The following is a 14,479-nucleotide window of genomic DNA, read 5'->3' as shown; positions in this document are numbered from 1 at the left end:
TCGGAAATGGATTATGAATCTCGAAACTGTTCTAAAAGAAATGGAGCAAGCGTCTAACCAAGACAATATCAAGCTTGCCGAATATAGCATAGAGGACAGCCCATCGGTTGTTGACTTCAGGAATAAAGTGAAAAGGCTTGCTCTTGATTGTCATTTTTCGAGGGTCAACGCCGTTCGTGTGGCTACTGCGGCCTCTGAAGTTTGTCACAAAATGCTATCGACATGCGATAGCTTCAATGCGTCACTTTCTTTTTCACGGACTGCTGAACATTGGGGGATAAAACTCGAGTTTCACAGCGCTGTTGGGGCGCTTTCATCTATGAATTATGACTACATCTTTGATTCTTTCAGTATCGAGACTGCGAGTAATCATTCTCATACCGTGATGGCCTTTAAGCGCTTTCCTGATCTTTCCTTTAATCCACAAGAGAATACCGAGTTTCAACGCCATAAACTCAATCAGCTGTCGCAACAAGAGTTGATGCGTGAGCTACAAATATCGTTGGAAAGAACCAAAGAGGCTGATGTGGCAAAGGGTGATTTTCTGGCCAACATGAGTCACGAGATACGTACCCCGATGAATGCCATTATTGGCTTGAGTGAGCTGGTTCTCAAAACACAATTAACGTCAAAGCAGCATGATTATATTGGTAAGATTAACTCAGCGGGTCGTGCACTACTGGGTATCATCAACGATATTCTCGATATCTCGAAGATTGAGGCTGGTAAAATGGAAATGGAAAATATTCCGTTCCAGCTTGATAAAGTTTTTGATGACCTGTGCACCATCATCACGCTAAAAGCACAGGAAAAAGGTATCGAGGTGATTTTCTCAACCCCACCTGAACTGCCCAACTCACTCGTTGGAGATCCTTTACGCCTTGGCCAGATACTCACCAATCTATGCAACAACGCAATTAAATTCACTGAACAAGGCGAAATTATTGTTAAGATCACTCATTGTGAACAAGTAAATGACAGAGTTAAGTTAAAGTTTGAGGTCAAAGATACGGGCATTGGCTTGAAACCCGAACAAATACAAAAGCTGTTCAGTGCATTTAGTCAGGCAGATACCTCAACCACTCGAAAATATGGCGGAACGGGCTTAGGGCTTAGTATTTGTCAAAACTTGGTTCACTTGATGAATGGTGATATCTGGGTAGAGAGTGTTTATCAGCAAGGAAGTAGCTTCATTTTTACTGCTGAATTCGGAGTGCTTGACAATGAGATAGAAAATCAGCAAGAGCGTATTTACAACTGGAAAAAGCTCAAAGGCATGAAAGCTTTGATTGTGGACGATAACAAGAGTGCTCGTGATATTAACAAGGAACTTCTTCACTCCTATGCTCTTGATATATCCACTGCGATAGATGGCTTTGATGCGATTGATAAAGTTAAAAAAGCCATGGCTGAGGATCGACCCTATGAACTTGTTTTAATGGATTGGCAAATGCCTGAAATGAACGGCATTAAGGCATCGGAAATCATTAAAACGCTCGACTGTTCTCCAAAAATCATTTTAATGACTGCATATGGAAGAGAGGAAGTGGTTCTTCAAGCTGCAGAGGCTAAGATCGATGGTTTTCTGGTTAAGCCTGTTAGCGCATCGGCTTTGTTGGACACTGTCATGGAAGTCATGGGTAAAGCAGTGGTTGTTGATAGTGCAGGGCAAAAAAATGAAACCGAACTCCTATTCGAAAGCTTTGCGTCGGTGCGTGGGGCTCCGGTACTTTTGGTTGAAGACAATGAAGTCAACCAAATTATTGCTGTGGAGTTACTGGAAAGTGTTGGCCTGAATGTGGAAGTGGCGAACAATGGTAAGGAAGGGGTAGACAAGGCCCTTGATGGTGAGTACGCGCTGATTCTCATGGACTTACAGATGCCGGTGATGGATGGTTTAGAAGCTGCAAGCGTGCTGAGAGAACAACCTACTCACCATGATATCCCCATTATTGCAATGACAGCTAATGCGATGCAGCAAGACAGAGAACGGTGTGCCGAAGCGGGCATGAATGATCATATCGCTAAACCGATAGATACCAGTGAGTTGTATAGTAAGTTGCTCAAGTGGATTGATCCCAGTTTTAAAGATGAGAATTTTGAATGTTCACCGACTCAACACAGTGATGAGGTTGACAAAGAGTCAGCACTACCAGAACTAAACGGTATCAATACTGAAGAAGGTTTATCTAGAGTCAATGAGGATAGATCTTTGTATACCAAACTCCTCACTAGCTTTTCGAAAAATAATCAAACGACTTTCTCTGATTTAAAAACATCGTGGCAAGACAAAGATTATGCACAGGGTGAGATTACTGCGCATACCTTGAAAGGGGCCTCAGCATCGCTAGGGGCGCACCGCTTATCACAGGTTGCTTTTACCTTTGAGCAAGCGTTTAAACAGCAGGCTAAAGACATTCTGCCAGAGGAATGGAATGAACTTTCATCTGCCTTGCAGGAGGTCCTCGAATCTATTGCGCTTATTGACACTCAAATAGATGCTTCGCCCATTGTGTCTCAGGAATTTGACCTTGAAAAAGTAAAAGCTCTGAGCGAGGAAATCAGGGAACAGCTAGAGCTAGGCGAATTTGAAGAGGAAAGCATTGCAAGCTTAGTTGCCATGTTACAAGGAAAAGCTGCAGCTGATGGACTAGAGCGCTTGAATGAAGCGATTGAAATATACGACAGTGACGAAGCGCTAGAATGTCTAGATAAAATACTGTCTAACATATAAGAGTTGAGGTTAGAGGCTAGAATGGATAAAACAATCTTAGTGGTTGATGATGTTCCAGATAATATCCGAATTCTGAAAAGTGTATTGGAGAAAGGCAATTACTCCGTAAGGGCAGCCACAAGTGGTGAGAAAGCGCTAAAGCTCGCAAATACGTTGCCTCAGCCTAATATTATTTTACTTGATATTATGATGCCAGAGATGGATGGATTTGAAGTCTGTCGAAGACTTAAGCGTGAGCCAGAAACGGCCCATATTCCGGTTATTTTTATCTCAGCGAAAGACGACACAGATGATCAATCTAAGGGGTTTGATCTAGGCGCCGTTGATTATATTACCAAACCTTTCTCACCGTCTATTGTTCTTCGTCGTGTCGCCACTCACCTTTCTCTAACTCGTTTAGCTGAAGTTGATTCTTTGGCTCTATCAGCGATTCGAATGCTGGGTGTTGCAGGTCATTATAATGATACTGACACAGGCAGCCATATTTGGCGTATGGCCGAGTACTGCAAGTTATTAGCCAAAGCTGTGGGTTGGGATTATGAAAACTATAACTTATTGGAACTTGCGGCCCCTTTGCATGACACAGGGAAAATTGGCATACCTGATGCGATACTTAAAGCGCCCAGACCTTTGTCTGAGGACGAATGGGTAGTGATGAAAAAGCACTCTGAAATTGGTCATGAAATATTATCTATGTCTTCTAACCCTGTATTCCAGTTGGGTGCTGAGGTAGCCAAATCTCATCATGAACGCAGGGATGGAACGGGATACCCAGAAGGCTTAGCTGAGGAGGAAATACCACAAGGCGCTAGGATCGTCGCTATCTGTGATGTATTCGATGCTTTGACTATGGAACGTCCTTACAAAGAGGCGTGGTCAATTGAAGACGCGTTAAGCGAAATACAAAAGAACGCTGGCTCACATTTTGACCCACATTTAGTGGATACCTTTTTAGGCTTAGAAAGTGAGATTAAAGAAATTTGTCACAAATGGAGTCTTAAAGACGAAAACTCGATTGAGTAGCTTTATTGCCCAGTCAAGCGCTAGCACCATTTCTACTTCTGAATGGATGTCCAACAGACTTCTAATGTCGATTGTATCTCCAACTTTACTCAAGTCTCCTGACAGGTTCTGACAGTGAGGTGGATTATAGTCATTCCACTGTTCACTTACTTTATCTGTTGAGGAAATAATATGTTAACTATTGATGCCTATGTTCTTTATGTAGAGGATATTCAAATTAGCCAAGGTTTTTATACCAAAGTGCTTGGTTGTGAGTCGAGAGCCCTGTCACCGACCTGTATGGAAATTAAGTTTGCAAACGATACAACATTGTTACTAAAACAGAACTCAAATTTAGTACCAACAAGTTGTATAACAGGTGGTGGAACCGAGTTGTCCATATTGGTTGAAGACCAAACAAAGCTCGAGTCTCTATACCAAAACTGGAAAAATCAATCGGTTGAGTTTGCTCAAGAGCCTAAAGAACTGTCGTACGGGGTTAGCTTTGTTGCGTTGGACCCGGATGAGCATCGTATTCGTGTCACCATTCCCATGGGTTTATCTGCCTAGATTGGACTTGGTCTATGCGCTTTCAAACAACTCGAGCTGCGCTTGCTCGAATTTTTTCTGGTGGCGGTGTATTTTGCCTTTCGGTGTCTCATCGACTCCGAATGAGAGTACGCTAGTGACTGAGTAACCAGTAATAACAATTTCTCCTAGCTGATCTAACTTCGAGTTCAGCTTTAGTATGCAGCGTATAGTAGAGCCGCTTTGAAAACTCATTTTCTGACTTAGAACGCTTTGTTTAAAGTCTTTATCACACATGGCAAAGTTGATATGTTGACCTTGCCATATCCCTTTCCATTTATATTTACCCTCCCCAAGTACAGGTGCAATGATTTCAATGGTTGCATCATCAAAGGTTTGTATTGGTAATCGATGGGAGGGCAATACAAATTTCTTGAATTTGGATCGTTTGATCAATGACTCTGGGACTAATGGCGTACCATGACAATCTAGTTCGTTTACTCCAACCTGGGTGACTTTTGAATAGGCACAAAGATGTTTAAATAGGTTTGAGCGGCGTGTGATCACTTTATGACTTTCGTTGACGACTTCTGCCACTTGTCTGATGGTTTCAGGTTCGATTTTATCCTTGTTCCCCTGCTGTTTTAATGCTTGTATTCTAAGCCTCTTCTCTTCAATACTTAGGCGTAATTCTTCTTTTTGGAGCCGTTCTAACTCTGAATCTGATTTGGGAAGCAAAGGTATCGCGATCGAAGCAACACCAACGATGACAGATAGAATGCCGGCATTTGAATTGGCTAACCTCCAAATATCACGAAGTCCACCTTCTTGGCGAGCTTCACTCTCTATTGTAACTGACACATCAAGAATATTGGCTATTTCATACAGTATTGAAATGATCTCTGTCTCACATTGGTTGCGAACTATGGCATCCATAGAATGAGATTCATTATTAAAATAATAGTGAAACTGAAGCTTTCTCTCTTTCAACTGTTTATCCATACAGTGTCTTTGTGTGAAATGATAGGTAATCAAGTATGAAATTCAAGGGATGCCTTGTGACAGGACTCAAATTTCAAATTTAGGATAAAGAGTTGGTCTTCGTTACGTGATAAATGACCCGAATCGGCGTTTAAGTGATGAGCTCTATAACAATATTTGTTTCTGTTCTCCAACGGCTTAGTCTGTTGACCAGACATTTTTGATATCGGGCCAACCCCAGTTGGTTAGCTCAACATTTTTAAGTACACCATGAAAGCGCAGTGTCTGTCGATGGTGAAATAAAGGTGTTACCCAGTACTGATGAATAAAGGTTGAAGCAATGGGCTCTATTGCATCGAGATACCGATCGAGAGGTGTCGTTTCACGAATTTGTTCTAGCGAGTGTATGAGCCACTGTTTGGCCTTGTGACCAATACAAGTATGAAGTACCGGATTAGTGTACAAGTTGTAAAAGGTTGAAGAATGTCGATTATCATCCAAGTTAATATTGGTCACGACTAGCGTTTCGGTTAATTGGTTGTTTTGCGACATTTCATAAAGCTTACGATACGAGTAGGTACTAACTCTAGCTTCAATACTCAGTTTATTTAATAGGCTTTTAATGGCGAGAGCACAATCTATCAGCGCTCTGTAGTCATAGACAGCAATGTCGATATGTGGGGGAAGGTCAGCCTCTGGCTCTTGTGGCCTTAGCACTGGTGGCCATGCAGGAAGCATGTTGTATGCTTTGCTGCAACCAAATAGTGTCTGGTTATGTTTGAGCTGGTCATAAACATGCTGTGGATTGAGTATGCATGATAAATAGCGTTTTTGGTTGTCATCAAGCGCGGAAGGAGACGATTGATTGAATAAAACCAGCATGCACCCATCTTCGAGTCGTGATTTGTGGCTATTGTTGTGAAGTTGAGCGTCATCTGTATGAGAAAGGTGGTATTCACACTCGTTATTATCTTGGACTCCAGGTTGGTTGGTTTGAATTTGTCTATTCGTCAGTTCTTTTTCGTCCAATTTCCAGATAGTGACTTGGTCAGTTAAAGCACGGCAGCCATAATAGCGCTCGAATGCTTGTAGACAAAGGCGATCTTCTCTGTGTTCTCGTACTTCAAATGGTCCAGAGCCGATAACACCATAATGGTTTGCATTATTGACTTGGCTGGTAGGTTGGATGGCGTACTTCACACCTGAAACCAAACCGCCAAACCCAAGATCGGGTTTTGAAAATTCGAATACAACCTTATTAGGCTGTGGTGAAGTGACGCTTTCTAAATGAGCCAGCTCCTCTTGGTAGTTCGGCAATGTCGATAGTTTAGCAAAAAGACTCACAATACTATCGGCATCAATAGCGGCGCCATTATGGAACGTCAATGCAGGCCTAAGGTAGAAAGTCCATTGATGACCGTTTTTTTCGCATTGCCAGTGGTGAGCTAGTTGAGGCTCCAAGTGGCCTTCTAGGTCGCTACTCACTAGGCAGCAGTATATTTGCCTGAGTAGATAGCGTTCGCTCGAGCGCTGTAATTGGTGTGGCACTATGCGTTCAAAAGAGCGTTTATAAGTCAGCTGTATATGCAGTAGTCCCTCACGTATTGTGGCTCCTGACGTACTTTGTAGCAAACGCCCAAATGCTTTTTGATCATCATCGAGAATGCTTAAGGCCTGTTCGTATTGACCTTGTCGTATGCGTTTGCTTGCCAACTGAGATTTGAGGTCTGTCAGTGTTAAGTTGAGCACAAGAGTTGACCTTTGATGCCTTCCCACTTTGGGGGCCCATGATAGCCACTCTAGTTGTTGCATTTGATTGAGTAAGTTTCTTGCATGGCGATGGCTAGTAAATAGCCGTTCAGCGATATCCGGTAGAGCTGTTTTAATGTCCTCCCCAACACCAAGTGGTTCAAGGCGTGCGTAATAGCGCAGCAAATTGAGATCTGACATTTCGGCTCCAAAATAAGCATTTTATTGAAGTGTTATTTTCCCTATTTTATCAGAAGGTAGTCGGTTTCAGTGGGATTATGGTTATTTTTATCAAAATTAGGAAAGATATTTTTATAATGTCTCAGTTTTAAGTTTCCCTATATGGCGCGATAATGGCTGAGGTAATAAGAGAGGACAAAATGATGAATACGAATAAGCATAACCAGATGGCGACCTATTATAGTGCCAGGCTAGAGCTTGCCCAGTCTAAATGGGAGCGTCGTGCTATTTTGAACTTGATTAACCTATGCCAATGGTCATTCTGATTTGGTTGGACGGCTTTAAGATAAACTGAAACCACAAAATAAATAACTTATGCAGCACTAGCATTTAAACATGCTCCTAACACCCCTAAGAACATGCGGTTAGTGCTGCTTTTTCTCATCATGAACTCAGCGTTTTGTTAACCCTTTATGATTTAGGTAGCCTTTGATGTGTGGGCGGGACTCGCCAGCAAGCTTGTTAGTCACTTCTTGAGACCAAATACTTTGCTTTTGATTGGAGCTGCGACTTGCGTAGTAGTCTTGCATCTTTTTATCGTAACTCTCTATGTTGGATAAATCTAAAGCTTGATAGCTGTTTTCATGCATGATCACTTTCGCTGGTAGTCGGGGTTTGATCTGCGGATCTTGATCAGGATGACCAAGGCACAATCCGAACAAAACCGCGCAATGCTGCGGCAATTCGAGAAGTTCATCGACCTCAGATGCCGAATTTCTGAGTCCCCCAATATAAACGCCTCCTAACCCCAGTGATTCAGCAGACAAAAGGCAGTTTTGAGCCATGATTCCACAGTCTACCGCTCCAATGATAGTGAGTTCTGTATACTCAGTATTGACGTTAGGATTGATAGTAAAATGCCTGTGATAATCGATGCAAAATACCAAAAACTCCGCTGCGCTTTCTACATAAGGTTGATTGCCAGCGAGCTTTGCTAAGGTTTTACGTTTGTCTAAATCAGTGACGCGAATAATAGAGACCACTTGAAGCATGCTTGAAGAAGACGCAGCAAGTCCTGATTGAATAATGGTATCTAGCTGCTCAGGGTCAATCGCTTGCTCGGTAAACTTACGAATGGAGCGATGAGATAAAATTGTTTCTATAGTCGGGGTCATCAGAACATCCTTTATAACCTAATGATTGAGAAACATATCGACAGTGGGCTCTTATGTCTAGTCGTCATATTGTGGAATTTGGGCTGGTTCTTATAAAGGCGAACTAATTGGTTTATTGGAACTAGAGAATAAAAGGGTGTTGGTCTTTAAGTAGCGAGAGGACCAACACACTTATCTTTTATAGAGGCTTGGTGATAGTAATAGGTTCTCCCCTGTAGGTGCCACTAATGTTCACGCTTCTTACCTGGCCACCTAATACATTCCATTCTAAGTTAATGTTTTCAAATGGAGTCAGTGTGTTATGAGCTTCCAAGTTAGTGTATTGAGGGGTTTGGTTTAACATATCATACAAAGTAATTGGGCCTAGCTGTGCTTTTCCCCATTCATTGACTAATTGTTTGGTAATAAAATGAGTGGCAACGATCAGCGGAGGGCCAGAAATATTAGCAAACTGGAAATAATCAATTTTGCCTTCTCCTATTGCAATCGCTTTATCATTCTGGACAAATAAGTTTGTCATGCTGGTTGCATCAAAGTTGATTGTTTTGGAAATCTGCTGCGTTTGATTATCAAGTAAGTAGATATTTTTTTTCGTAACTGCAACGGTAAACTTACCATCGGGCGATGATTCTAAATACTTTATAACGCCTTGGCCTTGGATACTATATAAGGGTTTACTCGGTGCGCTTTTATTTACCCATGTGATTTTGTGCTTTGTTTTATTTTCGTCTTGTAAGGCAAATACAATCTGTTGGTTGGCAGCGAAACTGGCGGTAGTAATAATGGGGTAATTGTCGTCTTTTTGAAGTTTGATCATTGATGGAGAACCAAAACTTCGATTGGTCATTGAGATCAACTTAGCTTCTAGTTTGCCAATTGTTTGGCTGTCACTATCCGCAATGAGCAGGATGTCTTGCTCATCTTTAGATACAAGGATATTTTTTTCAGAGACTTGATCCAGTAGCGATAGTTTATTTAGGTTTATTTCATCTAACAGCCAGAGTTGGTCCTTTGTTGTATCTAAGCCATTATCCCAACGGGCTAGAATATTACTCTGACTGTATAGGGGCTTCATCCATTCAAAGTTATCATTGTAACAGGCTGCAGAAGAGGGCTCAATCACCACTGGCGCTGGTGGCAAGGTTGGTAACTCGCTGCCAGATGCCCCGCCGATAGTATCAATAGCCATAGCTGGTTGAATTGTGATTACGTCAGGAGCCTCTGAAGAGCTGTCGTGGCCAGTGTTATCTTGCAGACTGGTCAGTAAAATACCATTGCCTCCGCTTGCTTCACATGCATCGGCCTGGATAGCGTGGTTTTGAGGGTTATAAAGCTTATAGGATTGTACGCCATTTAATGCAGGTAATACTTGCTTTAGCTCTCGAGAAGCATCCTTTTCAAAATATGGCAGTTTACTTGCGTTACCACCAAAATCGTCGTGTTCCTTATCATGGTCTGATTCGTGATGGTCATCACTTCTTAGACTTGCTCTTGTTATTGGACTTGGGTCTATTGCTCCCTCTGAGGGCGCTTGCTGGTAAGTCGCTAAGCCAGCTGCTCTTTTGACTGAAGTACTCAGTTCTTTAACCGTATCTAAGTCGTCGAGATAGAGGAGTTTATTGTTGGCTGGGTTTAGTGCAATCGATTTAAGTGACTTGAGTCCCTTTTCCTCCTGAGAACCATGTATAAGAACCGCTCCATCAAGGTTCAGCTGTTGTGAACTCTCTTTATCTAAGTTTATTGAGTTAAGATCAAGCGTTTTATGCTTTATCATCACATCAAGAGCATGAGCGATTTTGACCAAAGGAGAAGCGCCACTTGGACCGCTTTGTTGCGCTTGAATAAGCGATTGAGTTAAGACTTGGCTCTCATTTTTAGGCCCGTAATTGATATCGAGTGTGTCGAAGTTAACACCAACATAATTGCCTAATTTGGCCTGTAAGTAAGCTTTGGCATTGACGACTTGACCTTGAACCATGGGATTATAAAGCATTTCGCTGTGTATTAAGGTTGTAAAGGGAGAAATAATATCAAGTTCGCCGGGAGCGGTCAGAATAGTGCCACCAACATTGAGCATCTTAGGGTAACCACTGCTTAGTAATACTTTTTGTTCATATTGACTGCATTGGCCATCAAAGTTTGTATCAGCGCATGTTTTTTGATTGTAGTGAGCATAGCTCGCTGTTGGCGAAGTACTGTCTGAGTTATCACTGCCGCCACATCCATAAAGCGAGATTGCTGCTGAAACAGCGATTGCAACCACGCAAGGTGATGGTAGTTTGTTCATTTTGATCAATTGTTTACCAAATTTGGTTTAAAGTGTTATCGTGTGCGCTTATTTAATCACTTATGCAAATAAAAGATCAAATGATATTGATAGTAACTATCATTTGCATTACTATCTCGGCCTGATTTTGTAGGGAACACAAAGTTTTAGGAGTAATTGGTCGTGAAAATAGTCGCTCAAACCTTCGGTATTATGGCCTGTGCGGCTTTTATTGCCGGGTGTGGAGGAGGCAATGAGTCGGATTCTAAGCTCGACGCTACTAACCTTGCCGCTAACACGACGACAGATAATGTCTCTTCTAGCAATAACCCCAAATTCCCAGCACCAGAGAAAATGGACATTCTATCGACGTCAGATGATAACCCTATCTACGGGAATATGATTTCTTGGGACGACCTCAGTGTGAGCATTTGGAATTCGCCAGTCACATTCGATCAACCTGAGCACTATGAATATACCACTGATGGCGGAAGTACTTGGCAGACGGTGGTTTCCAAACCTCAGTTTATTGGCCCGCAAGCATATGCAAAAAATAAGGTTGGTATACGCGTAAAGCAAAATGCTCTTGAAGGTATGCCAACTCCGCCTAGCGAGACTCTTTTTGCCACCAGCACCAGTCGAGGTGAGTTTGTAGCACTGCAATTTGTTCCTATGGATAATATAAACCAAGTGATGACCTTTGGTGATATTGGCTGGGACTACACGCGAGCGAACTGCGTTGCAGAATATAATCCAGATGGCTCCGGTGAGCCTATTTTTTGGATTACGAGTGAACGCTTGAAAAGTACTACATTTGAGAAGACAAATGACCAAGCGTCCAAATTGGATGTTTGTGGCATTAAAGGGTGGGGACTTATCGAGGCTGACGCAGCGAAAAGGTTACGAAGTCGTACAGTTGATGAAAAAGTCAGAAGTGTTGTAATCAATAGCCTTTCAGGTCATCTAGCGGCGACTAGAAATGGAACACTCGTTTCTATTAAAGAGTCCGGTGAAGGCGAGATTGATCGATATCTCTCTCACCAATGGTTTGCTGTATGGTCTTTGCCTGCTGGTGCTCAGTTAGTCGATGAGATTGATGGCGCCCAGCTTACTCAGAAAGTTCGATTAAGTGAACAAGCTGCTCGTTTACAACAAGCTCGTGATGCGGTGGTGAATCTACTTAGCTTGTTAGATTATACCGTGGTTGATTACACCAGAGTCAGTGCTGACAGAGCTCAGTATCAAACTCTATTAAGCAGCGCCTTGGCATCATGGCAAGATATCTATTCTGGGCACCAGCCCGCGATGACTTTTTTTGTTCAGCAAGCGATTCTGGCCAAAAATCGTAGCGACAGCAAAAGCCAAGAGTTTGTGTTAAAGGTGAACAACTATATTAGTGACTTGCGTGAATATGAGTATAACTTTTTAGTCGCAGCAGCTTTACTCAAAGAGCTGCAAGTGGTTGATAGTCTGGCTAAGCTCCAGCAGCAAAACGCTATTATTGCCAGTAGCATAGCTGCACTGGATGCGACACAGGACGGTAAAAACCAGCATATTGGCGCTAATCGTCTCCACAAGGCCTTTTTTACTTCTCAGCAATTAAGGGCTGAGTTAACGGCCTGGCTTGAGAGTCTACCAAACCTAAAAAGTAATGGTGCCTTGGCGCTGATAAATAAATACGATTTGTTAAGTCACTACGATAAGGAAAAGATAGAGCCGCTTATTACAGAGGCACGGGAAAAGGCACAAAACTCAGGGGAAGTTGTCTCTCAATCTGAAGCCATGATTGTTGATGCAGCTGGTAAACAGTATGCCAAGTTGGATAAAGCAGGGCTGTATTTAGCCAAAAATACTACTTACGAGCAAGGTTGGCGCTGCGTGTTAGAGCTTGGTTCGGGGGATAGAAGAAGAATTTGGATGCTACAGCCTAGATTAGAAGCAAACGCTTTGGAGTATTTGGCTTATCAAGGCAGCAATGATGAAAGTAAAAATGTGTTAGGCCCCAAAGGGTATATTTCAAAAGTCAATCAAGAAGCACTTTGCGGGGTCAGTGATTGGAAAGTGCCCAATATTCTCCAGCTACAAAGCTTGGCCTCTGTGTATGTTAAATCCTCCGGGTATTTAGGTGATAAAGGCCTTAGCATCGACACCAATGTATTTGTCAATCATCCGTACAATCAGCCAGTTTATTATTGGTCTTCCAAGCCAGATAAAGAGGGTAAACAAACGGCTTACTCCTATGCGTCAATAAATGACAATGACAATAACGAATACAATGACAGTGACAAAGAGGTGTCCAAGTCCCTACTGGCTAATAGTATGACGGCTCTAGTGCGTCTTGTGAGTGAAAACAATTTACTTAATCAATGGCAATATTTAGATGTAAGTGGTGGGTCGGTAGAAAGCCGCGTAGAGGCAAGTTGCGCAAAAAATCTAATTACTGGCCATGTTTGGCAGTTGTTTGATGATAACGACAATAGTAAGAGATTAGTTTCTCAAAGCGAGCTTATGGATCGTTTAAACAGCCAGAATTCAAACCAAGTGTGTGGAGCTTCGAATTGGCGTTTACAGGGTATTAGTGAGCTAACTAGCCTATTACCGATAGATAGAGATGTATTTGTTTACAGCGAAGTCGTGGATCCTCCTAGGATGTTAGAGACATATTTTATCTCTATTACGTCTACGTCGGATAATAGCTTTAGCCATATGAATTTGAAAGATCGCCAATTTGGTCTTGATAGTAATAAATACCTATACCGTTTTATCGCAACACCTTAAGTCTAAATGAGACTGAACAGCATTTTCAGGAGTTTATCAATGTTACGTAATACAAAGCAACGTGGGGCAGCAGCGATTGAATACGCTATTTTAGCCGCGGCCATGTCTGTGGTTCTACTCTCATTTGTGGGTGGCAGCGATGGCAAGCTGACAAGAGCAATTGTTGGCGCCTATGACACTGTGATTGAGTCACTCGAACAGACTCAAGACTCAGGCAATTAAAAAGACAAACAAGGACAAGTCATGACAGCGAAGAGATTGATGTTGGTGTCTATCTTATTGTCAGGTATAGGGATAGGATTGCTGCTTTTAAACTCACCCAAGCCACAGTCACTTGAGGCTAGCCAAGCTGCAGCGGTGTTTAAGCGAGTTCTGGTTTCAAATCAAAATATTGAAGCAGGCGATGTGTATAGTGCTACTATGTTTCGTTGGCAGGCAGTGCCCCAAAATGAGTTAGATGATTATTTAGATTACATTACAGAAGATGAGCTTGAGTCTGCTCACCTTTCTGCTGGGATTGCGCATATTGCGATTGAGAAAGGTCAGGTGATAAGTTCTGCGGATTTAACGCCACCTAGAGGCGGTGTATCACTGGCACTAAAAGTAAGGTCAGGTTATCGAGCTATATCTGTGCCTGTTGACCAAGTCACGGCTAACTCAGGCTTTGTTCAACCGGGCGATAAAGTTGACGTGTTACTTTTGGCATCAAAGCTTAGCGAACTGAAAAAGTATGACAATCGAGTTGAAGGCTTATATGTCAGCACTATTGCGCATAATGTGCGTATCCTTGCTTTCAACAACTTGTCATCATCAGAAGGGTTTCAAGAGCAGCGCCGAGACTACGGCGCCAAAATACCCGACAACAGTTCAGTCTCGCTCGAAGTCACGCCAGAGCAAGCAACACAAATTGTTTTAGCCAATCAACTCGGTCGGCTTACTTTGTCTTTGCGCGGTGCTGGAGAACCGAACTTGACGGAACCCGTTAATTCCATGATTACTTCGACGCAGCTTAACCCACAAAGCAAAATAATCGCGCCAGATGTGGATTTGATTGAGCTTCGTCCAAATAACAAAAATAACTAACAA

The 14,479-nt window shown here is 42.4% G+C and carries 11 protein-coding genes; 7 read left to right on the top strand and 4 right to left on the bottom strand.

Going from position 1 to position 14,479, the window contains the following annotated elements:
- Window positions 1-13: 13 nt before the first annotated feature.
- The 3 genes from DPF90_RS01985 (at window position 14) to DPF90_RS01975 (ending at window position 4,306) form a co-directional block, all read left to right on the top strand.
- A complete protein-coding gene (locus tag DPF90_RS01985; protein WP_114784119.1) occupies window positions 14-2,734 on the top strand; it encodes a response regulator in 2,721 nt (906 codons plus the stop codon).
- Between the two features lie 21 nt (window positions 2,735-2,755).
- Entirely contained in the window at window positions 2,756-3,757 is a 1,002-nt protein-coding gene (locus tag DPF90_RS01980; protein ID WP_114784117.1) for an HD domain-containing phosphohydrolase, read from the top strand.
- 171 nt (window positions 3,758-3,928) lie between these two features.
- Window positions 3,929-4,306 carry a VOC family protein gene (locus tag DPF90_RS01975; RefSeq protein ID WP_114784114.1) on the top strand — a complete coding sequence of 126 codons (378 nt, stop codon included), beginning with the start codon at window positions 3,929-3,931 and terminating at the stop codon, window positions 4,304-4,306.
- A gap of 12 nt (window positions 4,307-4,318) precedes the next feature.
- On the opposite strand, the gene DPF90_RS01970 is transcribed toward DPF90_RS01975, so the two are convergent.
- Window positions 4,319-5,266 carry a hypothetical protein gene (locus DPF90_RS01970; protein ID WP_114784112.1) on the bottom strand — a complete coding sequence of 316 codons (948 nt, stop codon included), beginning with the start codon at window positions 5,264-5,266 and terminating at the stop codon, window positions 4,319-4,321.
- A 177-nt stretch (window positions 5,267-5,443) separates the two neighbouring features.
- The gene (locus DPF90_RS01965) at window positions 5,444-7,195 is read right to left on the bottom strand and encodes an SgrR family transcriptional regulator (protein WP_114784110.1); all 1,752 of its coding nucleotides are present in this window, start codon (window positions 7,193-7,195) and stop codon (window positions 5,444-5,446) included.
- Between the two features lie 152 nt (window positions 7,196-7,347).
- Here DPF90_RS01965 and DPF90_RS20230 point away from each other — a divergent pair, with 152 nt between their 5' ends.
- Complete coding sequence (locus DPF90_RS20230; RefSeq protein ID WP_162813973.1) at window positions 7,348-7,500, top strand: hypothetical protein; 153 nt, start codon at window positions 7,348-7,350, stop codon at window positions 7,498-7,500.
- A gap of 126 nt (window positions 7,501-7,626) precedes the next feature.
- On the opposite strand, the gene nfsA is transcribed toward DPF90_RS20230, so the two are convergent.
- Both nfsA and DPF90_RS01955 read right to left on the bottom strand, forming a co-directional pair.
- Window positions 7,627-8,349, bottom strand: a complete 723-nt coding sequence (gene nfsA, locus DPF90_RS01960; RefSeq protein WP_114784108.1) for an oxygen-insensitive NADPH nitroreductase — start codon at window positions 8,347-8,349, stop codon at window positions 7,627-7,629.
- Between the two features lie 178 nt (window positions 8,350-8,527).
- On the bottom strand, window positions 8,528-10,636 hold the full coding sequence (locus DPF90_RS01955; protein ID WP_114784106.1) for a hypothetical protein: 2,109 nt from the start codon (window positions 10,634-10,636) through the stop codon (window positions 8,528-8,530).
- 162 nt (window positions 10,637-10,798) lie between these two features.
- Here DPF90_RS01955 and DPF90_RS01950 point away from each other — a divergent pair, with 162 nt between their 5' ends.
- Genes DPF90_RS01950 through cpaB form a run of 3 tightly spaced genes read left to right on the top strand, consistent with a single transcriptional unit; the run spans window position 10,799 to window position 14,476 of the window.
- Window positions 10,799-13,393: an Lcl domain-containing protein gene (locus DPF90_RS01950; RefSeq protein WP_114784103.1), complete on the top strand. Its 2,595-nt coding sequence runs from the start codon at window positions 10,799-10,801 to the stop codon at window positions 13,391-13,393.
- A 39-nt stretch (window positions 13,394-13,432) separates the two neighbouring features.
- Window positions 13,433-13,615, top strand: coding sequence for a Flp family type IVb pilin (locus tag DPF90_RS01945; protein WP_114784101.1), 183 nt, complete (start codon window positions 13,433-13,435; stop codon window positions 13,613-13,615).
- Between the two features lie 21 nt (window positions 13,616-13,636).
- The gene (gene cpaB, locus DPF90_RS01940) at window positions 13,637-14,476 is read left to right on the top strand and encodes a Flp pilus assembly protein CpaB (RefSeq protein WP_114784099.1); all 840 of its coding nucleotides are present in this window, start codon (window positions 13,637-13,639) and stop codon (window positions 14,474-14,476) included.
- The last annotated feature ends 3 nt before the right edge of the window (window positions 14,477-14,479 follow it).

The sequence above is a fragment of the Vibrio tetraodonis genome, from assembly GCF_003350295.1.
GTDB lineage: Bacteria > Pseudomonadota > Gammaproteobacteria > Enterobacterales > Vibrionaceae > Vibrio > Vibrio tetraodonis.
This window is presented reverse-complemented; position numbering and strand designations above follow the sequence as displayed.

Excerpts from the sequence above, each read along its gene's own strand:
- DPF90_RS01985 (WP_114784119.1), top strand. The coding sequence starts at position 14 with ATGAATCTCGAAACTGTTCTAAAAGAAATGGAGCAAGCGTCTAACCAA.
- DPF90_RS01980 (WP_114784117.1), top strand. The coding sequence starts at position 2,756 with ATGGATAAAACAATCTTAGTGGTTGATGATGTTCCAGATAATATCCGA.
- DPF90_RS01975 (WP_114784114.1), top strand. The coding sequence starts at position 3,929 with ATGTTAACTATTGATGCCTATGTTCTTTATGTAGAGGATATTCAAATT.
- DPF90_RS01970 (WP_114784112.1), bottom strand. The coding sequence starts at position 5,266 with ATGGATAAACAGTTGAAAGAGAGAAAGCTTCAGTTTCACTATTATTTT.
- DPF90_RS01965 (WP_114784110.1), bottom strand. The coding sequence starts at position 7,195 with ATGTCAGATCTCAATTTGCTGCGCTATTACGCACGCCTTGAACCACTT.
- DPF90_RS20230 (WP_162813973.1), top strand. The coding sequence starts at position 7,348 with ATGGCTGAGGTAATAAGAGAGGACAAAATGATGAATACGAATAAGCAT.
- nfsA (WP_114784108.1), bottom strand. The coding sequence starts at position 8,349 with ATGACCCCGACTATAGAAACAATTTTATCTCATCGCTCCATTCGTAAG.
- DPF90_RS01955 (WP_114784106.1), bottom strand. The coding sequence starts at position 10,636 with ATGAACAAACTACCATCACCTTGCGTGGTTGCAATCGCTGTTTCAGCA.
- DPF90_RS01945 (WP_114784101.1), top strand. The coding sequence starts at position 13,433 with ATGTTACGTAATACAAAGCAACGTGGGGCAGCAGCGATTGAATACGCT.
- cpaB (WP_114784099.1), top strand. The coding sequence starts at position 13,637 with ATGACAGCGAAGAGATTGATGTTGGTGTCTATCTTATTGTCAGGTATA.